Consider the following 25,997-nt stretch of genomic DNA (forward strand, 5'->3'; position numbering starts at 1 on the left):
TCTCACGGCGTCGCGCGCACCTCGACCGTGATCGCCCCGAACCAGGACCGCGCGCTGCCGCCGACGATGTCGTCGGTCCCGATCGCCGCGCCGACGCCCCACCGCGGGGTCGGCCGCACGACCACCTGGGTCCACGCCGGCGCCGTGGCGTCGGCGAAGAACTCGCGCGTCCCCGGGCCGACCGCGCCCACGCCCAGCTCGAGCCCGACCGGCCCGCGGATCGCGACGCCGACGGTCACGTCGACCCGGGCGACCTCGCGGTTGCCGTCGGCGCGACCGACGAGGCCGATCGCCAGCCGCGGGGCCGCCTGGGCCCAGACCCGCTCGTCGCGCCAGTGGGCGATCGCGCCGATCACCACCGCGGCTCGGCCCGGTGACCACCCGGTCACGTCGGTGGCGACCTCGCCGATCACCCGGGTGCGACCGTCGATCAGCGGGAACCGCGCGGTCAGCGCCAGCCCCCGGTAGCGCTCGTCGCCGGCACGACAGCCGCGCAGGCACAGGCCGCGGCCGTCGCCGATCGCGCCGACGCTGCGCAGCGAGTGGCGCACGCCCAGGGTCAGGCGGTCGCTGACGCCGTACCACGCGTCGGCGGCGAGGTCGGCGTGATCGCCGTCGAGCCGGCCCTCGAGCACCGCCGCCAGCACCAGCGCCCGCGGCGCCACCAGGGTCGGCGCGGCCAGCGCGCCGGGCTCGTCGGCGCGCGCGGCGGGGAGCCACGCGCTCGCGACCGCGGCGACCGCGACCACGCGCGCGCGCGTGCCGGCGGCGCGGCCGCCCCTCACTCGAAGTCGTTCTGCGCGACTTCGTCCTGCAGGCGTCGCAAGTTGCGGGTCTGCTCGTCGAGCGCCTCGCGCAGCCGCCGCTGCGCCAGCTCCTCGCGCAAGGTCGCCGCGCGGTCGCGGGCCGCACGCCCGACCGCGGCCAGGCCGAGGATCCGCGCGGTCGAGCACACGACGTCGGCGGCGGCCTCGAGCACGAGCATCTCCTCGTCGGGATCGCGCAGCGCGCGCTGCGCGGCCCGGGCCAGGCGCGCGAACACCAGGTCGGCGTCGTCGAGGATCGCCTGCTCGCTGTCGCCCCACGCCAGCCGGCGCGCGACCGCGTCGTGGAGCGTCAGGTCGAGCCCGAGCGCGGTGTCGAGCCCGGCCGACAGCGTCCGGACCACGGCGTCGAAGATCGCCACCGCCGGCGCGTCCTCGCTGCCGCCCGAGACCACGTCGAGGATCTCGTCGCGCAGGATCGCGACCCGCTCGCCCAGCTCGGTCGTCATCGCAGCGTCTCCTTGCCGGGCCGGCGCCGCGGCGGCAGCGGCGGCGGCTCCCGCCGCGCGCGCCCGGGCGCGCTGCGATCGAGGCCCAGGTCGAAGCGCATGCCGGCCGGGAGATCGTCGTCGATGATCGTCGCGAACTTGCGCTCGAGATCGGTGACCCGACGCTCACCCTTGGTCACCTGCGCCGTCAGCGCCGCGGTCGCGGCCGCGGCCTCGCGCAGCGCCTCGGCGGTCGGCGCCACCGACTCGACCACGAGGCTGGCGATCGTCGACGACAGCCGCTGGTACGCCGCCGCGAGCCGGCGCAGCGCCGCGACCTTGCCGATGACCGCGCCCGGCACCGCGCGCACCGCGTCGATGTGCGCCGCCCGCGCCGCGTCGAGCGCGTCGTACAGCGGCGTCACGCCCGCCTCGTCGAGCGAGCGCACGTCGAACAGCTCGCGCGCGGCCAGGGCCGCGTCGCCGCCCTCGCTGGCCGCGATCGCGACCCGGTGGGCGTGCTCGATCGCGCGCCCGAACAGCGCCCGATCGGGCGTGGCGGCGGGGCGGCCGAGCGCGCGTCGGCGCGCGCCCTCGAGCAGCGCCTGCACGTCGGGCGCTGGCACCTGGGGCGGCGCCTCGACCGCGCGCATGTACGGCACGGTCGGGTGGTCGATGAACTTGGACGTGACCTCGGCGTGCTGGCGCGCGCGCTCGGCGTCGTGGCGCACCAGCTCGGCCTCGACCGCGCGCAGCCGCAAGGCCAGCACGCCGCCGACCGCGGTCTCGGCCGTGACCAGCGCCCGCGCCAGCGCCGCCTCGATCAGCCCGGCCAGGCCCTCGTCCTCGGCCCGCAGCTCGCTGATCACCGCGTCGGCGGCCCGGCCCAGGCCGTCGAGCAGCTCGCGCATCGCCAGCCAGGCGCCGCCCTGCCCCAGCCAGCCGACCGCCAGGTTCTCGGCGAAGCTCCACACGTTCACCGACGTGGCCTTCTCGAGGTCGTGGTAGACGGCGTCGGCGAAGTTGCCGGCGACCAGCGCGATCGCGTCGTCGGGCGACAGCACCGCGCACAGCGGCGAGCGGTGGATCCCGTGCGCGCGCGCCGCCGCCAGCACCCGGTCGCGGCGGGCCCACCACGCCCCGGCGCCGCTGGTGCGCAGGACCACGGTCGCGCGCGGCATCGCCTGGGTGCCGGCGTCGATCAGGATCGCGGTGACGTTGTCGCCGCCGCCGCCCCGCAGCGCCGCCTCGATCAGATCGCGCACGACGTCGGGCGCGGCGTCGGTCGAGCCGATCAGCTGGTGCAAGGCCTCGCTGGCGGCGTAGCCGTACAGGCCGTCCGAGCACAAGAGCAGCCGGTCGCCGGCCTGCCAGCTCGATCTCGTTGACGTCGACCGCGGCGGTGGCCTTGGCGCCGAGGTTGCGCGACAGCACGTTCTTGTAGGCGTGGCGGTCGGCCTCGTCGGCCGAGATCGCGCCGCGCGCGACCAGCTCGGCGACGATCGTGTGGTCGGTGGTCAGCCGGTGCAGGCGGCCGTCGCGCAGCAGGTAGGCGCGGCTGTCGCCCACGTGCGCGATCGTCGCGCGCCGGCCGTCGACCACGCACGCCACCACGGTCGTGCCCATGCCGCGGCGATCGCGCCGGCGCTGGGCCTCGCCGTGGACCGCCGCCGACGCCGCGTTGATCGCGGCCTCGAGCAGCTGCCGCGGCCCCAGCGTCGCGCGCCGCGCCCGCACGTACTCGTGGATCACGTCGCGGGCCTTGGTCGCGGCCACGTCGCCGGCGCTGGCGCCGCCCATGCCGTCGAGCACCGCGTACAGGCCCCACTTGGCGTCGACGATCAGCGCGTCCTCGTTGGTGTCGCGCACCGACCCGACGTGGCTGTCGCCGAAGGCGCTGACGACCAGGCTCATCGGCGCGCTCCGGCCGGCGCGGTCGGGGCCGGCAGCTGCGCGACCCGGCGGCCCAGCTCCTCGGCGATCACGTCGTTGACCATGCGGGCGGTCAGGCGCGCCGCGTGGTTGATCGCCAGCGCGACCGAGGGGTCGTGCGGGTACTGGCTGCGGGCCAGGGCACCGGCGACGTCGGCGATCGCCACCAGCAGCCGCTGGGCGTGATCGGGCCCGATGCCCTCGGCCGAGCGCACCGCGATGAACGAGTGGAGGAACCCGCGGTGGAGCGTGTGGTCGCCGGTGACCAGCAGGGTCGACAGCGCGTGCAGCACGCCCTCGAACAGGAGCCGGGCCTCGTCGGGCGTGGTCCGGGCGATCGCGTGATCGAGGCTGGCCCGGACCTCGACCAGCCGCGCCAGGATCGCGGGCCGCAGCTGCTCGAACGCGGCGACGTAGCTGGGCACACCCGACATCGAGGCGCCATCGTAGCAAAGCCTGCGGCCGGCGATGAAGGGCTGGGCTCGGCGATCGCGCCCGCGCACGATGCGGTGCCGATCGGGATCAATCCGGGCGAACCCACGGGGTAGACTCGGGCGGGTGACGCTCGGCAAGGGAGGGAAGATCCTCGTCATCGACGACGAGCCCATGGTGCGCTCGGCGGTCGGCCGGGTGCTGACCGACGAGGGCTACACGGTCGAGTTCGCCGGCGACGGCGGCGCCGCCCTCGAGCGCCTGGCGGCCAACCCGCCCGACGCGATCCTGCTCGACCTGATGATGCCGGGCATGAACGGGCGCCAGTTCCTCCACGCGCTGCGCCAGGACCTGCGCTCGATCGTCCCGGTCGTGGTGATGACGGCGGTCCACGGGCTGGGCCAGCGCGCGATCTCGCTGGGCGCGACCGATGTGGTCGAGAAGCCGTTCGACGTCGACGAGCTGCTCAACAAGGTCGCGCTCGCGGTGTTCCGCGCCCGCCAGGAGTCGACCGGCGAGGTCGCGCTGCCGACGTCGGCCGGCGCGCGGACCGACGACGACTACCCCGACGTCGTGGTCGTGATCGACGACGACCTCGCCGCGTTGCGCCGGCTCGAGGACCGCCTGACCGAGGCCGGCTTCCGGGTGGTCGCGCTGCCGCGGGTGCCGGACCATCCGGCGCGGATGCTACGGGCGCTGGCGCCGGCGGCGCTGGTGATCGCGGCCGAGGTCACCGCCGACGGCGGCCACGCGCTGGTCGAGGCCGTGCGCGACGCGCCGGTCCTGGCCGCGATGCCGATCATCGTGTTCACCCGGACCGACACCGCGCCGCCGCCGCCCCAGCCGTCGATGGTGGTCCTGACGGCCCCGAACGTCGACGACCTGCTGCGGATCGTCGAGCTGATGAGCAGCCGGCCGATCGCGCCCGGCGCCGCCCGACCGGCGTGGTAAGAACGCCGCCATGGTGGCCCTCCCCCAGCCGACGATGGCTTCGATCTACGCCGACCGGCGGCGCGCGCTGATGGATCGGATCGGCCCCGGCGGCGTCGCCGTGGTCCGGTCGTTGCCCGAGCGCCTGCGCAACGGTGACTCCCACCACGCGTTCCGCCAGCACTCGGACGTGCTGTACCTGACCGGGTTCGCCGAGCCCGACACGACCGTCGTGCTGCGCGCTGGCGCCGAGACCGAGCGCGTCGTCATGTTCGTGCGCCCGCGCGATCCGGCGATGGAGGTGTGGGACGGCCGGCGCGCCGGCGTCGAGGGCGCCCGCGCCGAGTACGGCGCCGACGTCGCGCACCCCGCGAGCGAGCTGGCGACGCGCCTGCCCGACCTGGTCGCCAACTGCGAGGAGCTGCACTACGCGGTCGGCCTCGACGAGGACACCGACCTGTTGATCGCGCGCACGATCGCGCGCCTGCGCAAGACCGAGAAGCGCGGCCAGCGCCCGCCGCGCGCGATCGTCGATCCCCGGGACGCGCTCCACGAGCTGCGCCTGCACAAGGGCCCCGACGAGCTGCGCGCGCTGCGCAAGGCCGCGGCGATCTCGTGCGACGCCCACGTGCTCGCGATGCGCCAGGGCCGCCCCGGCACGTTCGAGTACGAGCTCGAGGCCACGCTCGACTACACGTTCCGCAGCCGCGGCGGCGCCGGCCCCGGGTACGGCACGATCGTCGGCGCCGGCGAGAACGCCACGATCCTCCACTACGTCGAGAACCGCTGCGCGATCGCCGACGGCGATCTGGTGCTGGTCGACGCGGGCTGCGAGTACGGCCACTACACCGCCGACATCACCCGGACCTGGCCCGCCGGCGGCCGCTTCACCGCGCCCCAGCGCCGGGTCTACGAGCTCGTGCTGGCCGTCCAGAAGTCGGCGATCGCGCTGGCGCGGCCAGGCGCGACCCTCGATGAGCTGCACCAGCACTGCGTCCGCGAGCTGACCCGCGGCATGATCGAGCTCGGCCTCCTGACCGGCACGGTCGAGGAGCGGATCGAGGACGCGTCCTACAAGCGCTACTACATGCACCTGACCTCCCACTGGCTCGGGCTCGACGTCCACGACGCCGGCGCCTACACCCAGGGTGGCAAGCCGCGCCCGCTCGCGCCGGGCATGGTGATCACGATCGAGCCGGGGCTGTACATCGCGGTCGACGACGAGGCCGCGCCGGCCGAGCTGCGCGGGATCGGCGTCCGGATCGAGGACGACATCCTGATCACCGCCGACGGGTGCGAGAACCTGACCCAGGCCTGCCCCAAAGAGATCGCCGAGCTCGAAGCGATCTGCGGCTGACATCCCGCAGGCCCGCAAACGCCAGGGGAGCCGGAAGCCGGAACCGGAGTCGGAGCCGGAACCGGAGCCGGAGCCGGAACCGGAGCCGGAGCCGGAGCCGGAACCGGAGCCGGAGCCGGAGCCGGAGTCGTAACCGGAGCCGGAGTCGTAACCGGAGCCGGAGCCTAGGCGCAGGGGCCGGACCAGCGCGGTCCCTGCGGGCGACCGTGGCTCCTGAGGCTGCGAAGTGTTCTACGCACTTGGCGCGACCGTGGCGGGATCGCGGCGGCGAATCCGGCCCCCGATGCGGAACAGCGCTTGCTTTGGTGTTCTGCCTGTCTCCGAATCGTCACGTAACTGGCCGACTCCACTTCGAAACTGTTGGAAATCGGTCACAACGCTGCGACGGGTGACAGGTTCTCACCGCCCTCCGAGTCCAATCCACCATGTCCCTACCGATCCTGTTCACGCCCGGCCCTGTCCGCATCCCCCCCGTGGTCGCGGCCGCCCTGGCCGAGCCGCCGTGCAACTACCACCGGCAGGCGGGCTTCCGGGAGATGTTCGCGGAGATCCAGACGTCGCTCGCGACCCTGCTCGGCCTGCGCAACCCGGCGAACTACTTTGCGACCATGCTGACCACCACCGGGACCGGGGCGGTCGAGGGGTGCATGCAGGCGTTCGCCGCCGTCGGGCCCGGCCTGATCCTCGACAACGGCTTTTTCGGCGCCCGGTGGGTCGACCAGGCCAAGCAGAACCGGTTCGCGTTCCACGCCCTGTCGTCGCCGAGCGACGCGCCGATCGATCCGGCCGCGGTCGCCGCGTACCTCGACGCGCACCCCGACATCAAGTGGTGCTTCTACGTCTCGCACGAGACCCGCATGGGCCTCGTCAACCCGATGGTCGAGATCGGCCGGGTCTGCAAGGCCCGCGGCGTCATGGTCGGCGCCGACATCATCTCGAGCGCGTTCGCGTACCCGGTCGACATCGAGGCCGCCGAGCTCGACCTGGCGGTGACGTCGTCGGCCAAGGCCGTGCAAGCGGTCGCCGGGCTCGGCGTCGTGTTCGTGCGCCTGGCGGCGCTGCCGGCGCTCAAGGCCGCCGCCGCCGCCGATCGCCCGCGCAGCTACTACCTCGACATCGTGGCCGAGTGCGAGCGCCAGCAGGCCGAGCACCAGCCGCGGTTCGCGCAGCCGGTCCCGCTGTACGCGGCGCTGCACGCCGCCTGCCGGCACCTGCTGGCCGTCGGCATCGACAACCACATGGCGCGGATCCAGCGCCAGATGGACACGATCGCCCGCCACCTGGCCCAGTACGGCTGCGCGCCGCTGCTGCCGCGCGACCGGCTGTCGTGGATCGCCGTCAACTTCTCGCTGCCGTCGGGGATCAAGTACTCCGAGTTCGCGCCGCGCATGCAGGCCGAGGGCTTCTTCCTCCTGTACGGCGTGCCCGGCAACGAGAGCCACTTCCAGGTCTCGACCATCGGCGACCTCACCGACGCCGACGTCGCGGGCCTGCTGCGCGCGTTCGATCGCATCCTCGCTCCCATCGTCCATGCGCGTCCTGCCGCCGAGGCCGCGCGAGCCCACGGAGGTGCCTCGTGATCTCGCTCCTCGGTCCCCACACTGGCAAGCACATCGTCTTCGGCTTCGATCACCACGGCCTGCCCGAGGTCGACAGCTACGTCGGCTCGCTGTCGCGCTACGGCCTGGTCCTGTCGGCCGCGCAGGGCGAGCAGCCGCACTACCTCACGTCGACCCAGCGCGTGTGCGAGCGCGTGCGCGGCCGCACCGACGCGGTCGGCGTGCTGGTGTGCTCGACCGGCATGGGCGTGTCGATCGCCGCCAACAAGTTCAGCGGCGTCTACGCGGCGCGGTGCCTGTCGGTCGAGGACGCCACGATGGCGCGCCAGATCAACAACTGCAACGTGCTGTGCCTGGCGCTCAAGACCGGCCAGGACGTCAACGCCGAGATCATCACGGCGTTCATGACGACCGCGTACGAGGGCCGCAAGCTCGAGCAGCTGTCGCGGATCACGATGTTCGAGCACGATCTGGCGCCGCTGGTCCCGATCGAGCCGGCCCGCGCCCGCGCGCTCAAGAGCGTCTGACGGTAGCTCGGCTGACCGGCGCCGTCCCCGGGGCTGACCGGCGTCGCGCCCACGCGGCCACGGTCGGCTGACCGGCGTCGCGCCCACCCGGCCACGGTCGGCTGACCGGCGTCGCCCACGCGGCCACGGTCGGCTGACCGGCGTCGCGCCCACCCGGCCACGGTCGGCTGACCGGCGTCGCCCACGCGGCCACGTTCGGCGCGCCCGCGCGCCGGCCCCCGGCGGCTACCGGCCCGACGTCGCGATCGTGATGCGCGCGTCGAGCTGCTCGAGCAGCTCGATGATCTGCACCATCTTCTGCGCCAGCGCCTGATCGCCGGCGCGCTGATCGACCGCGGCGCCGACCACCGGCACGAGCGTGTCCTCGAGCCGGCGGATCTGCCCGAGCAGCTGCTCGGCGCTGGGGCCGCTGATGCCGGCGCCGGAGAGCGCGTCGGTGGCCGGGCGCTCGACCGCGGCCCGCAGGCTGGCCGCGAGCGCGTCGAGGCGCGGGCCCAGCCAGCCCTCGGGATCGCGCGCGGCGTCGTCAGCGGTCGCCCGCTGGGCCGCGGTGACGACGGCCTGTCGCAGCGCCCGGACCTCGCCGCCGAGCTCGGCCGAGGCGCTGGCGCCGGCCAGCGCGGTGCGGATCGACGCCAGCTCGACGCCCAGGCCCGACAGCGTCCCGACCAGGCGCGTGACCGGATCGTCGGCGGCGCCGCCCATGCGGCGCTGGCGCACGAACTCGTCCTTGATCTGGGTCCAGCGCGCGGCCTGGGTCGGATCGAGGCGACCGCGCAGCTCGGCCAGCTTGAGCAGGTTCTGCTCGGCCGCGGTGGTCAGCGTCTGGGCCTCGCCGCGGTAGTGGTCGTCGACCAGCTGCTCGAGCTCGTCGGCGGTCATGGCCGCGACCACCCGCTCGGCGATCTTGCCCATGTTGCGGTAGCTGCCCTGCAGCTTGAACGGCGGCTCGGTGCGGAAGGCGTCGGCCTGCGCCGCCGAGCGGATGTACTCGGCGTTGACCTTGAGCAGCGTGGCCTGGGCCGCGAACAGGTGCCGGACCACCGCCAGGATCTCCTCGAGCTCGACCGACGAGTAGCCGTGGGCCAGCTCGGTGGTCGGCACCGGCTCGCCCTGGGCCATGCGGATGATCTTGTGGACGTCGCCGAGGTCGCGCCCGGCCAGGGGCGCCAGCGTCGGGTTGGCGGTGAGCGCGTTCTCGAGGAACGACAGCGCGAACGCGTCGCCCTTGCCGGCCAGCACGTCGCCGAGGTTGTAGACGTCGGCGCGGTTGGCGAGCATGTCGGGGATCCGGAACTGCTCGCCGCTCTCGGTGTACGGGTTGCCGGCCATGACGACGCAGAACTTCTTGCCGCGCAGGTCGTACGTGCGGGTCTTGCCGCGCCAGACGCCCTCGATCTTGCGCTGGGCGTCGCACAGCGAGATGAACTTCTGCAGCAGCTCGGGCGAGGTGTGCTGGATGTCGTCGAGGTAGAGCATCGCGTTGGTGCCGAGCTCGAGCGCGAGCGTCACCTTCTCGATCTCCTGGCGCGCGGTGGCGTTGGGCGCGTCGGCCGGATCGAGCGAGGTGACGGCGTGGCCGAGCGCGGGCCCGTTGACCTTGACGAACGCCAGCCCCAGCCGGGCCGCGACGTACTCCATGAGCGTGGTCTTGCCGTAGCCGGGCGGCGAGATCAGCAGGAGCAGGCCCATCTGATCGGTGCGCTTCGCGGCGCCCGCGGCGCCGAGCTGCTTGGCCAGGTTGGCGCCGACCAGCGGCAGGTACGCGGTGTCGATCAGCCGGTTGCGGACGAACGACGACATCACCCGCGGCGTCAGCTCGCCCAGGCGCAGCCGCGCGCGCTCGCGATCGGCGACCTCGGCCCGGGCCGCGCGGTAGGCGCGGTAGGCCGGCACCGTCTCGGTCCGGAACCGGGCCAGGCGCGCGGTCAGCTCGTCGAGCCGGACCGGCAACGCGCCGCTGGCGATGCGCGCGTGGCGCCCGAACAGGCCCGGCACGGTCGCCTCGATCAGCGCGCTCGACGGCTCGCGCGCCAGGGCCGGCGTGGCCAGGAGCGCCGCCGCCTCGACCGCGGCCGCGGCCAGCTCGGGCCGCGTCGCGACCACGCCGTCGACCCAGGCCCGGGCCAGCGCCAGGGCGGGGCCCGTGCCGACGCCGAGCGCGGCGATGTCGTCGGTGAACGTCGAGCGAGCGCCGTGGACGTCGAGCTCGGCGTGGAGCGCGTCGCGGATCGCCAGCGCGGCGCCGCTCGCGACGAACCGCGGCTGCGCGGCCGCCAGCTCGCGCACCAGGTAGGCGCCGGCCAGATCGGCGTCGATCGCGGCCAGGCCCGCGGTCACCAGCGCCGGATCGCGCGCGACCTGGGCCGCGATCGCGACCGCGAGCTCGCGCCCGAGCTGGGCCCGGGCGCCGCGGTCGCCGAGCGTGCCGGCCAGGCGCGCCAGGCTCTGGGCCGCGCGGTGCCAGCGGGCGCGGGCGGCGTCGTCGTCGAAGCTGACCCAGAACATCACCGCCAGCGCGCGGGCCCCGGCGGCGTAGCCGAGCAGGCCGGCGCCGTCGCGCATCGCCAGCAGGCGCTCGAGGATGCGGGCGGCGTCGTGGTCGTGGACGCCGCGCTCGTAGCCCTCGTCGTAGCGGTCCTGCGCCAGCTGGCGCAGCGTCGCCTCGAGCGTGCCGGCCCGCACGTGGTCGTGCAGCGCCGCGAGCGTCAGCGCGCCGGTGCCGGCCTCGGCCTCGGCCAGGATCGACGCCGCCAGGTACTCGCCGCGGTAGACCTCGGCCGACTCCGATGGCAGATCCTGATCCCACAGCGCCCGGGCCGCGAGCAGGCGCTCGTCGGTGAGCGGCTCGTAGAAGTCGGTGCCGGCCAGGTGGATCGCCAGGCCGTCGTCGTGCGGCACGATCATCAGCTCGAGCGGCTGCTTGTTGACCGGGAACCGGTGCTCGCCGAACCGGATCAGGTCGCCGCCGCCCTCGAACAGATCCGCGGCGTCGCGCTGGCCCCGGAGCGCGTCGCCGCGCGCGGTCTTGAGCTTGGCCTCGAGCTCGTCGGCCTTGACCCCGTCGCCGAGCGCGCCGAGCTCGGCGACGATGTCGCGCAGCTTGGCGATCATCGCGTCGGACGCGAAGTAGGCGTTGACCTCGTCGGCGGTGGCCAGGCCGGCCGCGCGCCGGGCCACGCCGTCGAGGATGCGGTGCGCGGCCTTGTGCAGGTTGGCGCTGCGGCGCTGGCGCTCGGCGGCGAGCAGCTGCTTGCGCGCGCCGACCGCGTCGACGATCTCCTCGCGCTTGCCGGCCAGCTCGGCGGTCAGCTCGTCGAGCTCGGCGAACCGCCCCTCCAGCTCCTCGAGCTGGACCAGCAGCCGGGTCAGCTCCTGATCGCAGCGCTCGGGCGTGTCGCACTGGGCCAGGGCCGAGGCCACGCTCTGGGTGATCAGCTTCACCTGGGCGCCGAACTCGGCCCGGCCCTCGCGGGTGGCCAGGTCGCGGTGGCGGCCCTCGATCGTGGCGCGGGCGCGGTTCACCCGCCCGAACGCGTCGGTGATGTTCTCGAGGATCGCGGTCCGGCGGGTGGCGTCGGCGATCGTCAGCGAGCCGACGACGTTGCCGAGCAGATCGAGCCCGCCCGCGACCTGATCGATCTGCTCGCGCAGCGGCTTGACCGCGGCCGCGGTGTCGAGCTCGCCGGCGCGCGCGGCCAGGCCGTCGGCCCGGGTCACGAGCTCGCCGAACGCGTCGCCGCGGGCCAGGAACCCGACGCAGTCGGCGGTGACGCGATCGAACGCGGTCGCGACCTCCTGCTCGAGCAGGCCGAGGCGCGCGACGTCGATGAACCGCACCTCACCCTTGCTGATCAGCTGGCCGCGCAGCCCGCGCAGCCCGGTCAGGGCCTCGAGGAACAGATCGATCTGCTCCCAGCCCTCCGACCGGGTCGCGCTCAGCCGCGCGGCCACCGCGGCCTCGGCCTCGGTCAGCGCGGCCGCGGCCGCGGCCTCGAGCGCGACCACCTTCTCGTACTCGTCGAGGATCAGCTTGGCGGTCGCCTTGACGTCGGCGATCGCGGTCTTGAGATCGCCGGCGTCGGCGTGGCCCAGCCAGTAGTAGGCGTCGGCGGCGCGGGTCGCGAGCGCGAGGATGTCCTCGAACGTGGTCCGGCGCGGCGCGTCGGCCCCGGCCAGGCGCGCGATCGACAGCGCGTCCGACAGGCCGCGCACCAGATCGGCGTTGCCGACCTTGGCCAGGTAGCTGCCGTCGGTCGGCGCCGACGCCGCGTGCTCGGCCGACGTGAACGGGGTCTTCCACACCTGCATCGGGTGGACCCGGGTCGGCTCGCTCGAGGTCGAGCGCATCACGACCATGCGGCCGTCGGCGAACAGCGAGTAGCCGTGGCTGATGATCGGCGCCGCGACCGACTTCTCGATCAGGTTGTACGGGTACAGCAGGTAGGTGCCGTCGCGGCCGCGGTGGTAGACGTAGAGCACGTCCTCGCCGTTGGGCGAGCGGACCTCGCGCTTGAGCACGTAGTCGGTGGCGTCGCCGTCGAACTTCTTCCACCCGCCGCCGACCAGCACGTAGCCGCCCGGGAAGACGATGCCGTGATCCTCGGGCAGCGACCGGCAGCCCTGGCCGATGCCGTCGGCGCGCACGACCGTGCGCGAGCGGGTGTCGAACACCAGGTAGCGCCACACGGTCTCGCGGAACGGCAGCACCTTGAGCACGATCAGCCCGCCGGGCTTGCCGATCGGCGCGTAGAAGATCCGGGCGTCGTCGAGCGACTGGTTGGCGTCGGCCACCGGTTCGCTGTAGATGCCGCGGCCGGTCTCGGTGTTGTCCTCGACCTTGATCGTCAGATCGCCGCCGACGGTCTCGACGAAGACCGTGTCGAGGATGCTGTAGTGGGGGTGGCGACCGGCCACCTGGTCGTCGCGCGTGACCTCGCGCCACTCGAAGTCGTAGGCCGGCGGGTACAGCGCCGTCAGGTCGCGATCGCCGCGATCGTCGACGTAGACCACCCGGCCGTCGGGCTCGATCCGCCAGCGCAGGACCTTCTGGTCCTTCCAGGTCGCGCCGGCCTGGAACACCGCGAGCAGGATCGTGTCGCGCTTGATCAGCTGGATCAGGCGCGCGTCGCGGTAGTAGCGGTACAGGTTGGCGAAGTCGCGCCCGAGGTCGGGGCTGGCCAGGAACCCGCCCAGGCCGTCGATCGGCAGCGGCGAGGTGTCGAAGCTGGCGTCGGCGCCGCCGGCCACCGGCTCGAACCGGTGCAGCGCCAGCACGTCGCCGACCTTGGTCTCGGCCTTGAGGCCGAGGAACACGTTGAAGCCGAGCAGCAGGTGCCCGCCGATCGAGACGATGTCCGCCGGCGCGCAGTTGTGCTCGGACCGCACGCGCTCGGTCGCGATCAGCTGCGGCTCGGTCGCGCCGAACAGCGTCTTGCGACGCAGGTTGAGCGCGTCGGCCCGGCGCGCCAGCTCGCCGCCGGCCGCGGCCAGCCGGTGGCGCAACACCTCGTAGTTTCCACCCGTGAGAGCGGCGTCGACGTCAGCCATGCTCGGTACCTCGATCGGCGCGCGCGGTCAGCCCGCAACAGCGGACCCGCGCCTGGACTCGCGTCTGGGAAGGGACAACCTCCGACGGGCGACGGCCTGGCGCCAGGCCGTCCGCCCGCGGCCGCTCAGGTCACCTTGTCGTCGTCGAGCCCGAGCTTCTTGGCCTGCTCGAGCAGCGCGCCTAGCTTGCGCCGGGTCGGATCGTCGGCCTTGAGCATCAGGTTGGCGAGGACCGCCGAGATGGTCAGGTTCTTCAGGCCCTCGGCCGAGCCGCCGGCGGCGGCGCCGATGACGTCCTTCAGGTCCTGCATCAGCCGGCCGTCCTGGAGCCGGTCGCCGAGGGCGTGGCGCACCACCTCGGAGTGATCGACCACGCCGTCGATCGACTGCCCCAGCGACACCGCCTTGACGAAGCGGTCGAAGAACTGGCCGTCGCCGCCGACGATCTTGATCTCGGCCTTGCCCATCGCCTCGGCCATGACCCGGGCCTGGGCCTCGGACACGAGCACGCGCGCCTTGATCTGCTCGAGCGCGATCTCGCGCTCGTTGGCGAGGCGCAGGCGGAACTCCTCGTGCTCGCGGCCCGAGCCCTCGAGGGCGCGCATCGCCTCGGCCTTCTGCGCCAGGCCGTGGGCCTCGGCCAGCATGCGCTTCTCGATCGCGCCGGCGTCGGCCTCCTTGCCCGCGGCCTCGGCCAGGAGCTTCTCGCGCAGGCTGACCGCCTCGGCCAGCCCGGTCTTCTCGATGGCCGCGGCGTCGGCCTCGCGCCCGGCCGCCTCGGCCATGGCCTTGCGGCGCACGTTCTCGGCCACGACCGTGCCCTCGCGGTCGAGGACCTGGACCTGGGCCTCCCGGACCTTGGCCTGGGCCATGCCGGTCTTCTCGAGCGCGACCGCGTCGGCCTCCTTGACCCGCACCTCGGCCAGGCCGGGCGCGGCGTGCTCGGCCTGGGTGCCCTCGGACCGGCGGATCGCCGCGCGCGCCTCCTTGTCCGAGGCCTCCATCGCCGCCTCGGCCAGGATCATCTGGCGCTTGGCGTGCGACGACGCGACCTGCTGCTCGGCCTCGGCCTTCTTGATGTCCTTGATGAAGACCTCCTGGGCCGCGGCCTCGGCGTGGACGATCGTCACGTGCTTGTGGCGCTTGGCCTCGGAGTCGGTGCGGAGATCCTTGATGGCCTCCTCCTCGACCGCGACGGTCTTGTCGACCGCGACCCGGGCGCGGACGATGTCCGCGATCGAGCGCTTCTCGGTCTCGACCGCCTTGTTCATCTCGATCTGGCCGAGCTCGACCTCGCGCCGGCGCAGGACCTCCTCGAGGTCGTGGGCCTTGGCCACGCGCACCTTCTCGACCTCGACCTCGCGGACGCGGCCCTGCTCGCTGACCTGGACCGCGCGCAGCTTGGCCTGCTCGGCCATCTGCACCGCCTCCTCGGCCCGCTGCCGATCGACGTGCGTGCGCTTCTCCTCGTCGAGGCGGAACCGGTTGGCCTCGTTCTCCTCGCGCGCGTTGGCGATCGCGATCTCCTTGTTCTTCTTGGCCTCGGCCTCGGACCGCTGCTGCTCGAAGCGGAAGATCGCCTCGTCCGAGGTCAGGTTCTGCTTGCCGAGCTCCATGCGCTCGGTCTGCTTGAGCTGGTTGGTGCTGATGGCGGCGCCGGTGGTGATCTCGGTGATCTTGCGGATGCCGAGCGCGTCGAGGACGTTGTTGGGATCGAGGATCTCGATCGGGGTCTGCTCGAGGTAGTCGATCGCGGCGTCGTCGAGGACGTAGCCGTTGAGGTCCTTGCCGATCACCCCGATGATCTGGTCCTTGAACACGTCGCGCTGGGTGTAGAGCTGCTCGAACTCCATGCGCTTGCCGACGGTCTTGAGGGCCTCGGAGAACTTGGCCGCGAACAGCTCCTCGAGGGTCTGCTGCTGCGACGCGCGGACGCAGCCGATCGACTGCGCCACGCGCAGCACGTCGTCGACGGTCTTGTTGACCCGCACGAAGAACGTGACCTTGATGTCGGCGCGGATGTTGTCGGCGCAGATCAGGCCGTCCTTGCCGCGGCGGGCCACGTCGATGGTCTTGACCGACAGGTCCATGACCTCGGCCTTGTTGACCACCGGCAGGACCACGGAGCCCGAGAACGTGACCTTGGGTTCACCGCGCAGGCGGTTGATGATCATGGCGCGGCCCTGGTCGACCTGCCGGAAGGTGCGGGCGACCAGCACCATCAACCCGAACAGGACGATGACCGAGATGCCGACGACGGCGATGAGCAACTGCTTGTCCATGCGATGACTCCTCGGCCGGCGGCGCCGGCCCGCAACGAGACCCCCGAGACGACGACTGGAGACTAGACGGATCCGTCCGCGTCGGTCGACGCGGGCGGCAAGAGATCAGTGGCGGGCTCGACGACGTACGCGTGCCGGGCCGCGTCGAAGTCGATGACCAGCGCGCGGGCGCCGCGGGTCAGCACGTCGGCGCGATCGCACCGGACCGGGATGACCAGCACCGTGCCGCCGTCCTCGATCGTGGCCTGGCCGAACCCGTCGTCGACCCGGCCGGTGGTGATCGTGCAGGTCGAGCCGACGTAGTCGCGGTTGGACTTGCCGACCTTGACCTCGAACACCGGCTTGAGCGGGCGCACGATCAGCCCGGCGATCGGCAGGGCCACGAGCACCACCGCGATCGCGATGACGATCATCAGCGCGGTGTTGAGCGAGCCGGTGCCCTGGCCGTACTCCATGGCCAGCAGCGAGCCGACCCAGGTCAAGAGCAGGATGACGCTCGCCGAGACGGTCACCGGCACCGAGGTCAGCCCGAGCCAGGCCCACAGGCCACCGTCGACGCCGTCGACGCCGTCGTGGACCGCCTCGGCGCTGCCCTTGGCGCCGCTGGTCACGGCCTCGGCCGCGCCCTTGACGCCGCCGGTGAGCGCGTCGCCGCCGGTCAGCGCCTCGCCGCCGCCCTTGAGCGCGCCCGACACGTCGTCGGCGCCGCCGAGCAGATCGATGTCGAGCGCGCCGAGGATGACGAACAGCCAGTACACCAGCGCGATCAGCAGCCCGATCGTGAAGATGACCGTTGGAAATTGCAGCGACGCATCGATGAGCTTCACGGCGCCTCCCCGCGCAAGTGGTGGACGTAGACGTACCGCAGTCCCGGACGGCGGCGGCGCCGTGGAGCACGGATCGAGACGGGGCTCGCGGCATCGACGCTGATGCGCGATGAGCCGCGCGCGGCGCGGCCCGGGTACAACGACTGTGGCAAGACCCTATCTACATAGGGCCGCCCAGGCGGGTGCGAAAGAGGATATGCGTCGCTGCTGTGCAGGATTTCAGCGGGGCTGCACGAGCAATTCTAGCTGGTTCAGCCACCGTGTGACACAGCGGCCCGACTCCGAATGGCCGGACCCTCGCAGCCGCGCACTATAAATAGGTGCAGCTACGCCGCCGCCCAGGCCCGCCGCCGGCAGGCCGTTCAGGCGCAGCCGTCAGGGCCGCACGCCGGCGCCGCGTCGTCGGCGGGGTCGGCCTCGCCCGCGTCGAACCCGTCGGCCGCGAGCTGCCGGGCCTGGGCCAGCGCGTGCACCAGCGTCTCGGCCGGCTGAGCGCCGGACACGCCGAGGCGCCCGGCCATGACGAAGAACGGCACGCCGCTGATGCCCAGCTCGCGCGCCAGGCCCTCGTCGGCGCGGACCTCGGCGGCGTGGGCGTCGCCGGCCAGCGCCGCGCGGACCTCCTCGGCGTCGAGCCCGACCTCGGCCGCCAGCTCGACCAGCGTGGCGTGATCGCCGAGCGCGCGGCCCTCGGTGAAGTAGGCGCGCAGCAAGCGCTCCTTGAGCGCGCCCTGGTGCCCGTGGGCGGCGGCGAGGTGGAGCACGCGGTGCGCGTCGAACGTGTTGCCGCCGCGCACGCGGTCGATGCGGAAGTCGAGGCCGTCGGCGGCCGCGACCGCGGTGATGTTGGCGATCATCGCCTCGGCCTCCGCCGTCGAGCGCCGGTACTTGGCCGCCAGGCGCTCGACGTACGACTGGCTGTCGTCACGGATCGCCGGCGCGCTCGGGTCGAGCTCGAACGAGCGCCACACCAGCTCGACCTCCTGCGGCGCCTGCGCCAGCGCGGCCTCGAGGCGGCGCTTGCCGATGTAGCACCACGGGCAGGCGAGATCGGACCAGACGTCGATGCGCAGCGCGGACATCCCCGCAGCGTAGCGCGCGTCGGCGATCGCGACGACCACGCCGCGTCAGCCGGCGCAGTACGGGCACACCGGGTTGCCGCAGCGGTCGCCGGCGGTCGCGGCCGCGCACGGCAGGCCGGCGGCGTCGCGGTTCGAGCGCGAGCGGAACCAGTAGGCCGCCTGCTGCACCAGGCGCGGCGACGACGCCGGCCAGGCGGCGCGGTGGCGGCGCAGATCGAGCGCGCCGGCGTGGCGGCGCCACCAGGCCGCGCGCGCGCCGTAGGTCCGCGGGCCGCGCGGGCGCAGCGCGTCGATCACCCGGGCGACGTTGGCGTCGACGATCACCAGGTGGTGGCCGTCGACGACCGGGTGCCACGGCGTCAGGCCCGGCGCCAGCTCGGGCACCGTCAGCGTCGCGACGATGAACGTCGCCAGCTTGTCGGCCACGCGATAGAAGCCGGCGAGGTCGGCGACCAGCGCGTCGGCCCGGGCCGCGGGCGTGGCGTGGGCCGCGCACACCCGCGCGAACCGCGCGCCGAAGCCGTGATCGCCGTCGTCGCGCAGCCGCAGCCACGCCGAGGTCGCGAGCTTGCCCATGTCGCCCATGCGGCCGATGGCCGAGGTCGCGTCCTTGACGTGGCACGGCGTGCGCGGGCGATCGGCGCAGGCGCTGGCGCCGCTGGCGTCGGGCACGCGGTAGACGCTGCAGCCGGCGTCGAAGCCGTCGGCCGCGCGCAGGTGCTGGCAGCGCGCGCCGTCGATCGCCAGCGCCAGCCGGCGCGGCGCCAGCATGGCCTCGGCCGCGCGCCGTGGCATCCCGCGCTGGATCGCCATGATGTCGACGTCGCGGCGCGACTGGAACATCGCCAGCGCGACGAACAGCCGGAACAGCGCGCGATCGTCGCCGACCGCGAGCTGGGTCGGATCGACCGCGAAGCCGCCGACCCGGGCCGGGTCGCAGTAGAACGGCACCACGCCCGGGCCCTCGAGCCGGCCGTGGACGTGGGCCACGTACCAGCCGACCAGCTCGTCGAGGACCCCGGCGACGCGCGGCCTGGGCACGAGCGCGCGTGGCTACGGCGCGACGACGGTGGCGTCCTCGACGATCACCGCGTAGCTGTAGCCGCCGCCGAAGTCCTTGCCGACCGCGACCGTGCCCCGCAGCACGACCAGATCGCCGAGCGCCAGCGGCGCGGCGGTCTCGGCGGTGGTGACGGTCATGTCGCCGGTGCCGTCCTGGAGGTGGACCCAGTTCTTGCCCATGATGCCGCCGTTGTACTTGACGACCTTGCCGCGCACCGACACCTGCTTGCCGGCGAGGCCGGCGGCGCCCGCGGTCATCGCCGCGATGGTCTGGCCGCCGGCGACCGGATCGATCTTCTCGGTCACGGTCGGCGGGGCCGTGGGCGAGCCGCCCATCGCCGGCGCGGGTGCGGCCGGCGCGGCGGCGGCGGCGCCCTCGAGCGGCAGCCCCGGGACGAAGTAGATCTCGTCGAACGTGCGATCGAGCGTGTTGCTGTGGAAGGCGGTCATCAGCGAGCCGCCGAGGAACTGGACCTTGGCGCCGACCGCGAGCGTGGTCTCGGGCGCCGCCGCCCAGACCTGGCTGCCGCCGAGATCGATGTGGGCGTAGGTGTAGCCGCCCGAGTTCATGGTCTCGAGCACCGCGCCGACCTTCGCGCCGGCCTGCGCCGCGGGCGCCGTGCCCATCGGGCCGTGCGGCGCGGTGCCGCCGGGCGCGGTGCCGCCGGGCGCCACCGGGGCGGCGGTCGTCGTCGCCGGCGGCGTGCCCGGCGTCGGGCCCGTGTCCTTCTTGCAGCCGCCGACCAGCAGCACGGCCAGGCCAGCGCCCACGAGGGCGCGCGTCAGGTTCGCAGAGGAAGCTCGCATGGCGTCGGTCTACCACAGCTTGCAGCGCGCGGCGCGCCGGTCGCGCCAGCCCCGGGGGCGTCGCCGCGGACCGGCTCAGAAGTCGCGCCAGCGATCGAACCAGGCGGCCGCGGTCGCGTCGGCGACGCCGGCCACGGCCGCGAGCCCGTGGAACGCCTCGCCGATCTCCTCGCGATCGATCGTGTCGAGCCCGTGCTTGCCGTCGAGCGCGTTGAAGGTGGTGATCAGCGCGCGCAGGATCGGCTCGGCGGCGCCGGCGCCGACGCCGTCACCGAGCGCGGCCCGGGCCTTGCGCCACGCCGCGCACGCCTGCTTGCCGACCGCGGGCGACCGGTCGATCCAGTCGCGGAACGGGTTGTCGAGGTTGGCGGCGAGCCACGCGTCGGTCTTGGCGCCGCGCAGCTCGACGGTGGCGACCCCGGCCAGGCACGCCCGCCAGCGCGCGGCGTCGGGCTTGCGGTAGCCGTCGACGCTGGCGTAGGCCAGCGCCGGCCAGGCCTGGGCCGCGACCGGCACCCGCGCGGCGTCGACGCCGTAGCAGTGGACCAGTTCGAGCCGCCGCAGCCCGGGCAGCCCGGCCAGCGCCTCGATGTCCGGGATCCGGACCGCCGTGCCGTGCAGGTACAGCCCGGCCAGGCCCGGGTGCGCGACCAGCGGCGCGACCTCGATCGTCGCGGCGTTGACCAGCCGGAGCGACCGCAGCGCCGGCAACCCGCGCACCGGCAGGCGCGGCTGGCCGTCGGGCCCGGGCCCGATCGTCACGTCGAGCGCGACGCCGTCGCCGGGCTGGACCACCGTGAGCAGGCGGGCGTCGCCCGACACCGACAGCGCGCGGATCGCGCGCGGCAGCGTCAGCGTCAGCGGCGCCGCGACGTCGACGCTGACCTCGGTCAGGTTGGTGCCGCGCAGATCGATCGCGGCGCGGCCGTGGCGCGACCACGACAGCTCGCCGATCATCGGCCGCCCGCGCACGTAGTCGAGCACTCGGGCGTCGGCGCCGGCATAGCCCAGCTTGGTGAGGCGCGGCAACCGGTCGAGCTCGGCCCAGCGCACCGGCGCGTCGCCGTCGACGAGGTAGAGGTCCGAGCACCCGACGCGGACCACCCGCCGGCTCGAGCCGAGGTCGAGCTCGAGGTCGGTGCCCGGCCCCATGGGCGCGGCCTTGTAGGCGCGGCGGGCCGCCTCGGGCAGCGCGTCCCAGCGCGCCTGCAGCCGGATCTGCAGCCCGAAGCTGCTCCACCCGCCGTACGAGTTGCACGCGCCGAGGTCGGCGACCGGCCGGACGCCGACGGCGTGAAACGATGGCGGTGGCGGGGTGGCCTCGACGTGGTGCCAGTCGAGGGCGCCCTTCCAGTTGTGGTGATCGATGCGCAGGTACGGCACGTCGCGCAGGTCGTCGAGGGTCGGCGCCGCGTCGCCGATCCAGCGGAGCCCGGCCACGCACGGCCGACCGTCGGCGGCGCCGACGACGTGACACGCGGTCCAGCGGCCGTCGTCGAGCGGGATCGCGAGCACGGTCCCGATCGCGACCGAAGGTGGCGGTGGCGTCTTGGGCTTGGCCCGCGCCTTGGGCTTGGCCTTCGCCGGCGCCGGTGGCGCCTTGGGCTTCGTCGGCGCCTTCGCCGACGACGGCGTCTTGGGCCTGGCCTTCGCCGGCGTCATGCCCGCGGCCTTCGTCGGCGCGTTGGGCCGCGGGGTGACGGCGGGCGTCGAGATCACCGTGCGCTTCGCGGTCGGACGGGCGGGCTTGCGGGGCGGCATGGCGACTCCACCGTTCGACCAGCACCGGTCGCGGCGCCGAGCGTATCCGAGGACAGGCGCGGCGGGACCACGATCCTCGGCATGAGCGCGCCGATCTCGAGAAGGCCGGCCGGGAGGCCGTGCCGTGGCACAAACGCCGAAGGACCCGACAGCTCGCGCTGCGGGTCCTTCCATCGCGTCCATTGTCAGGCCCCGCTGAACGGGGTGAGGCACCAGGGACGACTGGCGGAGCGGACGGGACTCGAACCCGCGGCCTCCGGCGTGACAGGCCGGCGTTATAACCGACTTAACTACCGCTCCAGAAATCTCAGCTAGTTTTCAAGTGGCTCGTAGGCGGAGCAGGGTTCGAACCTGCGACCACTGCCGTGTAAAGGCAATGCTCTTCCGCTGAGCTATCCGCCCGCGTGTCAGCGCGAGGTTGGAGGTTTCTAGACGACCGCCGCGTCGGTGTCAAGGCCGGCGCGCATGATCGCGCGATCGTCGCGATCGACCCGTGCGACCGAGGGTGGCCGCGGGGAGCGGCACCGCCGCGATGCCGCGCCGGCGCTCACAACGCCGCGCGGGTGCCGACCGAGGCCGGCGGGCTGACGGTCGCGCCGGTGATCGTCGGCGTCGCGGTATCACGGGTGTTGATCCGGATGCGCCCGGCCGCGCCGCCGCCGCCGCCGGTGCCGTCGCCGCCGCCCAGGCCGGAGCTCGGCGCCAGCAGCGGGTTGACGGTGGTGGTGGCCACGCCCCCGAACCCGCCGCGACCATTGTTGCTGCCGATGCCGTCGCCGACGCCGCCGGCCGCGCGCGTGGCGTCGTTGCGGCCGAACTCGCCGTCGTTGGCGAGGTGGCCGGCGCCGCCGCCGCCGCCGTTGGCGGTGATCGCCGCCGCCGCGCCGAGCGTGACCGTGGGCGCTTCGAGGATCAGCCCGCCGCCGGCGCCGCCGCCGCCGCCGCCCCACGCGGTCGAGAAGCCGGCGCCGCCGACCCCGCCGGCGAACACCTCGGCGCCGGTGCCCTCGACCGTGATCGACACCAGCGAGGTGAGCTGCAGGCCGCCGCCGCCGCCGCCGCCGAGCGCGCCGCCGGAGCCGTTCATCGCGCCGCGACCGCCGCCGCCACCGCCGACCAGCGGCACCAGCTCGGCCCCGCTGCACGAGGTGATCGCGGCGGCGCCGCCGCCGGCCTGCACCGACGCCCCACCGTTGCCGCCGGGCGTCGACATGCCGCCGCCGGCGCCGCCAGTCTCCCACGCGGTCGTCGAGTAGTTGCCCGCGCCGCCGGGCGCGCAGCCGCCGGCCGCGGTGGTGGGCGTGCCGCCGGCGCCGCCGCCGGGCCCAGGGCAGGAGGTGCAGACGACGCCGGCGTCGGTCTGGCCGCCGCTGGCGTCGACCCATCCGTGGATCGCGATCGGCCCCGACGCGATCACCGCGGCGGCGCGCCCACCGCGGAACCCGATCCAGGCGTTGCCGTCAGGCACCGACAGCGCCTTGACGCCCCACACCCCGAGCTCGACGCTGGTGCCGGTCTGGGTCTGGGTCGCGAACGTGATGCCGGCGTCCGGCGCGGTCCCGGCCGCGCGGATCGGCTGCGGATCGTTGCCGCTGTGGTCGTAGCTGACGATGCTGCCGTCGTCGGTGTTGAACACGTACTGCCGGCCGCTGGTCACGATCAGCTCGGCGGTCGCGGCGGTGGCGGCGCTGGTCGGCACGCCGTTGGACGGCTGGAACACCAAGCAGTGGGCGCCGCCGGTGGTGCCGCAGCCCGCCGGGCAGGTCTCGGTGGTGGGGCCGCCGCCGCCGCAGGACGTCAGGACGTCGCCGGTGCAGTCGGGCGTGCAGGTCGCGGCGTCGGGGCCGAGCGGCGCGTCGGGATCGACCGCGGCGTCGGGATCGACGGCCGCGTCGGGATCGACCGCGGCGTCGATCTGGACGACGTCATCACCGCCGCCTTGCGCCGAGAACGAACAGGCCGCGACGGTGGCGGCGAGCGAGGGCCAGAGCAGACGCATCCAGCGACGCTATCACACACGATCGCGAGCGCGGATCAGCGTCGTCGTGGTCGGGCCGCTCGCGTCGGCCGCTTGCGCGCCGGGGCGCGGCGGCGCGCGGGCGGCGGCGGCGCGGGCGGGCGGGCGTCGAGCTTGTCGAGGCGTTCGCGCAAGGTCGCGGTCGTCGCCCGCAGCGCGGTGACGTCGTCGCGCAGCCGGGTCAACTCCTCGGTGGCGCCGGCGCCGTCGGCCAGGTCGCGCACGATCTCCTTGCCGCGCCGGCGCAGGCGTCCATCGAGCTCGCGCGCGATCATCCGCTCGATCGCGGGGACGGCGGTGCGATCGCCCCAGGTCAGCAGCGCCTCGAGCGCCGCGGCCTGGACCCGGAAGTCGCGATCGAGCAGCAGCTCCTCGACGTGCTCGCGCGCGCGCACCGCGTCGCGGTCGCGGCGGCCCCGGCACAAGGACGCCAGCGCGGTCAGCGCGGCCCGGCGGCCGCCCGACGGCGTGCCCCAGCGGGTGCCGGCCACGAGCACGTCGAGCGCGCCGTCGTCGCGGGCCTCGGCCAGGCCGCGGTAGGCGTGCTGGCGGATGACGTCGGTGAACGACGGCCGGGTCGCGGCCTGCCGCAACAGCGTCGGCGCCTGCGGGGCCCGGGCCTTGCCGAGCGCCAGGCACGCCTCGGCCTCGACGAAGTAGCTGGCGTCGCCGCGCTCGACCAGATCGGCCAGGACCGCGGCCACCTTGGTGTCGCGCCGGAACTCGCCGAGCGCGCGCACGATCGCGCGCCGGGCCCGCGGGTGGGCCTCGGTGATCGTCGCGCGCACCAGCGCGTCGCGCGCGCCGTCGTTGCCGATCGCCGCCAGCGCCGCGGCCGCGGCCCCGCGCACCGCCCAGAAGTCGTCGTCGGCCAGCGCCCGCACCAGCGCGGCCTGGGCCAGCGGCCCGGCGATCCGCCCCAGGGCCCGGGCGGCGTGGCGGCGATCGCTCGCCAGCGCGGCGCCGGTCAGCTCGGCGATCCACAGGCGCGGGCTCTTGTCGGTCTCGACCGCGGCCAGGAGCGTCCGGCCGGGATCGAAGACGCACCGGGTCGGCTCGGTCGCCGCCGGGAAGAACCAGGTGTGGGCCCGCGCGTCGATGACGATCGCGTGCTCGTGCACGACGCCGTCGACCTCGAGCGCGACCTTGGCCGGCAGCCGGAACAGCGGCGTCGCGCCCTCGACCTTGTGGACCTGCTCGATCTTGACCGCGGCGAGCTTGGCCTCGGCGTCCCAGCTGATCGCGACCTTGAGCTCGGGGTGGCCGGCGCCGTCGATGACCCACTGGCTGAAGAACCAGTCGAGCACGCGGCCGGTGGCGTCCTCGATCGCGCGCGCGAGGTCGCGCGTCTCGACCGCGCCGTGGCGGTGCTTGCCCAGGTAGTGCCGCAGGCTCTTCCACAGGTCGTCGTCGCCCAGCTCCTGCCGCAGCATGTGCAGGACCCGCCCGCCCTTCTCGTACAGGTGGTGATCGAAGATGTCGATCGGCTCGTCGTAGAGCTTGGTCGCGACCGTGCGCCGGTAGCGACCGCCGTCCTCGCCGAAGTACATCTCGGCCCACTCGTCGAGCTCGAGGTCGGCGGCGTCGCGGCCCTCGTGGTGCTCGCGCCACAGGTACTCGGCGTAGGTCGCGAAGCCCTCGTTGAGCCAGCCCTCGCCCCACTCGCGGCACGTCACCAGGTCGCCGAACCACTGGTGGGCGAGCTCGTGCGCGACCAGCGCGTCGATGTCGTAGTCGAGCGCGGCCCGCTCGTCCATCAGGATGACGTCGGTCAGCGTGGTCGCGCTGGTGTTCTCCATGCCGCCGAAGATGAAGTCGGCGGCGAACACCTGGGCGTAGCGCGGGTACGGGTAGTCGACGCCGAACGTGCGCGAGAACAGCTCGAGCATCGCCGGCGTGCGCGCGAGCGTGCGCTGGGCCTCGGCCTCGCGGCCGCGCACGACGTGGTAGGTGACCGGCACGTCGCGCCACCGCGCCTCGATCGTCGCCAGGTCGCCGGCGACCAGCGTCACCAGGTAGCAGGCGTGCGGGACGTCGAGCCGCCAGTGCAGCGTGCGCTGCCCGCCGGCGCGGCGATCGTCGGCGAGCACGCCGTTGGACAGCGCGGTCCAGGCCGCGGGCACGGTCGCGATCACCTCGCTCGTGGCCTTCTCGTGCGGCGCGTCGACGCACGGGAACCAATGGCGCGAGTCCTCGTCCTGGCCCTGGGTCCAGGCCATGGCCGGCTTGTCGGGGTAGCCGGGATCGGGCGCGGTGAAGTACAGGCCGCGGCGGGGCTGGGCCCGGTAGTCGACCTCGATCGCCAGGCGGGCGCCGCCGGCGCGCCGGGCCACGGCGATCCGCAGCGCGCGGCCGTCGTTGGTGAAGGTGGCGCCGGCGCCGTCGACCCGGACCGCGGCGACCTCGAGCTCGACCGCGTCGAGGCGGACCTCGGTGATGGCCGCGGCGATGACGGTCGCGGTGATCGTGGCGGTGCCGGCGATCGTCCGCGCCGCGGGGTCGAGCGTCACCTCGAGGCGGTAGTGCTCGACGTCGATCGGACGGTCGGGCGCGAACCGAGGGCGGGTGCCGGGCAGCGCGAACTCACGGCTCATCGTCAGCGACGGTCGCACGGGCCGCC

General features: G+C 74.2%; 16 protein-coding genes, 2 tRNA genes and 2 pseudogenes. 4 read left to right on the forward strand and 16 right to left on the reverse strand.

Annotation, left to right across the window (positions count from 1 at the left end; genetic code table 11):
- Nucleotides 1–2: 2 nt before the first annotated feature.
- The 5 genes and pseudogenes from IPL61_15545 to IPL61_15565 form a co-directional block, all read right to left on the reverse strand.
- Nucleotides 3–785, reverse strand: coding sequence for a hypothetical protein (locus tag IPL61_15545; protein MBK9032664.1), 783 nt, complete (start codon nt 783–785; stop codon nt 3–5).
- Nucleotides 782–1,273, reverse strand: coding sequence for a hypothetical protein (locus tag IPL61_15550; GenBank protein MBK9032665.1), 492 nt, complete (start codon nt 1,271–1,273; stop codon nt 782–784). Before IPL61_15550 ends, IPL61_15545 begins: the two co-directional genes overlap by 4 nt.
- Nucleotides 1,270–2,601 carry a hypothetical protein gene (locus tag IPL61_15555; protein ID MBK9032666.1) on the reverse strand — a complete coding sequence of 444 codons (1,332 nt, stop codon included), beginning with the start codon at nt 2,599–2,601 and terminating at the stop codon, nt 1,270–1,272. Before IPL61_15555 ends, IPL61_15550 begins: the two co-directional genes overlap by 4 nt.
- 151 nt (nt 2,602–2,752) lie before the next feature.
- A pseudogene (locus IPL61_15560) lies at nt 2,753–3,166 on the reverse strand (serine/threonine-protein phosphatase).
- Nucleotides 3,163–3,618, reverse strand: coding sequence for a hypothetical protein (locus IPL61_15565; protein MBK9032667.1), 456 nt, complete (start codon nt 3,616–3,618; stop codon nt 3,163–3,165). The pseudogene IPL61_15560 and the gene IPL61_15565 overlap by 4 nt, the downstream one beginning before the upstream one ends.
- Nucleotides 3,619–3,688: 70 nt before the next feature.
- On the opposite strand from IPL61_15565, the pseudogene IPL61_15570 reads away from it, so the two are divergent.
- The 4 genes and pseudogenes from IPL61_15570 (at nt 3,689) to IPL61_15585 (ending at nt 7,989) form a co-directional block, all read left to right on the forward strand.
- A pseudogene (locus tag IPL61_15570) lies at nt 3,689–4,093 on the forward strand (response regulator).
- A gap of 508 nt (nt 4,094–4,601) precedes the next feature.
- The gene (locus IPL61_15575; protein ID MBK9032668.1) at nt 4,602–5,903 is read left to right on the forward strand and encodes an aminopeptidase P N-terminal domain-containing protein; all 1,302 of its coding nucleotides are present in this window, start codon (nt 4,602–4,604) and stop codon (nt 5,901–5,903) included.
- A gap of 425 nt (nt 5,904–6,328) precedes the next feature.
- Nucleotides 6,329–7,483 (forward strand): alanine--glyoxylate aminotransferase family protein, encoded by a 1,155-nt coding sequence (locus IPL61_15580; protein ID MBK9032669.1) that lies wholly within the window; start codon nt 6,329–6,331, stop codon nt 7,481–7,483.
- Nucleotides 7,480–7,989, forward strand: a complete 510-nt coding sequence (locus IPL61_15585; GenBank protein ID MBK9032670.1) for an RpiB/LacA/LacB family sugar-phosphate isomerase — start codon at nt 7,480–7,482, stop codon at nt 7,987–7,989. The genes IPL61_15580 and IPL61_15585 overlap by 4 nt, the downstream gene beginning before the upstream one ends.
- Nucleotides 7,990–8,214: 225 nt before the next feature.
- Here the strand turns inward: IPL61_15585 and IPL61_15590 are convergent, their stop codons facing one another.
- The 11 genes from IPL61_15590 to IPL61_15640 form a co-directional block, all read right to left on the reverse strand.
- A complete protein-coding gene (locus IPL61_15590; GenBank protein MBK9032671.1) occupies nt 8,215–13,539 on the reverse strand; it encodes a DNA repair ATPase in 5,325 nt (1,774 codons plus the stop codon).
- Nucleotides 13,540–13,664: 125 nt separating this feature from the next.
- Nucleotides 13,665–15,821 carry a hypothetical protein gene (locus IPL61_15595; GenBank protein MBK9032672.1) on the reverse strand — a complete coding sequence of 719 codons (2,157 nt, stop codon included), beginning with the start codon at nt 15,819–15,821 and terminating at the stop codon, nt 13,665–13,667.
- 62 nt (nt 15,822–15,883) lie between these two features.
- Nucleotides 15,884–16,648 (reverse strand): glycine zipper family protein, encoded by a 765-nt coding sequence (locus IPL61_15600; GenBank protein MBK9032673.1) that lies wholly within the window; start codon nt 16,646–16,648, stop codon nt 15,884–15,886.
- A 362-nt stretch (nt 16,649–17,010) separates the two neighbouring features.
- Nucleotides 17,011–17,730, reverse strand: coding sequence for a DsbA family oxidoreductase (locus IPL61_15605; protein ID MBK9032674.1), 720 nt, complete (start codon nt 17,728–17,730; stop codon nt 17,011–17,013).
- A 45-nt stretch (nt 17,731–17,775) separates the two neighbouring features.
- On the reverse strand, nt 17,776–18,771 hold the full coding sequence (locus IPL61_15610; GenBank protein MBK9032675.1) for a hypothetical protein: 996 nt from the start codon (nt 18,769–18,771) through the stop codon (nt 17,776–17,778).
- Nucleotides 18,772–18,783: 12 nt separating this feature from the next.
- Complete coding sequence (locus IPL61_15615) at nt 18,784–19,599, reverse strand: OB-fold nucleic acid binding domain-containing protein (GenBank protein MBK9032676.1); 816 nt, start codon at nt 19,597–19,599, stop codon at nt 18,784–18,786.
- Nucleotides 19,600–19,674: 75 nt separating this feature from the next.
- The gene (locus tag IPL61_15620; protein ID MBK9032677.1) at nt 19,675–21,360 is read right to left on the reverse strand and encodes a hypothetical protein; all 1,686 of its coding nucleotides are present in this window, start codon (nt 21,358–21,360) and stop codon (nt 19,675–19,677) included.
- Nucleotides 21,361–21,583: 223 nt separating this feature from the next.
- Nucleotides 21,584–21,660: transfer RNA gene (locus IPL61_15625), tRNA-Asp, on the reverse strand.
- Between the two features lie 30 nt (nt 21,661–21,690).
- A tRNA-Val gene (locus IPL61_15630) sits at nt 21,691–21,762 on the reverse strand.
- Nucleotides 21,763–21,907: 145 nt separating this feature from the next.
- The gene (locus tag IPL61_15635; GenBank protein ID MBK9032678.1) at nt 21,908–23,359 is read right to left on the reverse strand and encodes a hypothetical protein; all 1,452 of its coding nucleotides are present in this window, start codon (nt 23,357–23,359) and stop codon (nt 21,908–21,910) included.
- A gap of 35 nt (nt 23,360–23,394) precedes the next feature.
- On the reverse strand, nt 23,395–25,971 hold the full coding sequence (locus IPL61_15640) for a M1 family metallopeptidase (GenBank protein MBK9032679.1): 2,577 nt from the start codon (nt 25,969–25,971) through the stop codon (nt 23,395–23,397).
- Between the last annotated feature and the right edge of the window lie 26 nt (nt 25,972–25,997).

The organism is Myxococcales bacterium, assembly GCA_016717005.1.
Classification (GTDB): Bacteria; Myxococcota_A; Polyangia; order Haliangiales; family Haliangiaceae; genus UBA2376.

Excerpts from the sequence above, each read along its gene's own strand:
- IPL61_15565 (MBK9032667.1), bottom strand. The coding sequence starts at position 3,618 with ATGTCGGGTGTGCCCAGCTACGTCGCCGCGTTCGAGCAGCTGCGGCCC.
- IPL61_15550 (MBK9032665.1), bottom strand. The coding sequence starts at position 1,273 with ATGACGACCGAGCTGGGCGAGCGGGTCGCGATCCTGCGCGACGAGATC.
- IPL61_15580 (MBK9032669.1), top strand. The coding sequence starts at position 6,329 with ATGTCCCTACCGATCCTGTTCACGCCCGGCCCTGTCCGCATCCCCCCC.
- IPL61_15620 (MBK9032677.1), bottom strand. The coding sequence starts at position 21,360 with ATGCCGCCCCGCAAGCCCGCCCGTCCGACCGCGAAGCGCACGGTGATC.
- IPL61_15590 (MBK9032671.1), bottom strand. The coding sequence starts at position 13,539 with ATGGCTGACGTCGACGCCGCTCTCACGGGTGGAAACTACGAGGTGTTG.
- IPL61_15605 (MBK9032674.1), bottom strand. The coding sequence starts at position 17,730 with ATGTCCGCGCTGCGCATCGACGTCTGGTCCGATCTCGCCTGCCCGTGG.
- IPL61_15640 (MBK9032679.1), bottom strand. The coding sequence starts at position 25,971 with ATGAGCCGTGAGTTCGCGCTGCCCGGCACCCGCCCTCGGTTCGCGCCC.
- IPL61_15635 (MBK9032678.1), bottom strand. The coding sequence starts at position 23,359 with ATGCGTCTGCTCTGGCCCTCGCTCGCCGCCACCGTCGCGGCCTGTTCG.
- IPL61_15615 (MBK9032676.1), bottom strand. The coding sequence starts at position 19,599 with ATGCGAGCTTCCTCTGCGAACCTGACGCGCGCCCTCGTGGGCGCTGGC.
- IPL61_15595 (MBK9032672.1), bottom strand. The coding sequence starts at position 15,821 with ATGGACAAGCAGTTGCTCATCGCCGTCGTCGGCATCTCGGTCATCGTC.
- IPL61_15575 (MBK9032668.1), top strand. The coding sequence starts at position 4,602 with ATGGCTTCGATCTACGCCGACCGGCGGCGCGCGCTGATGGATCGGATC.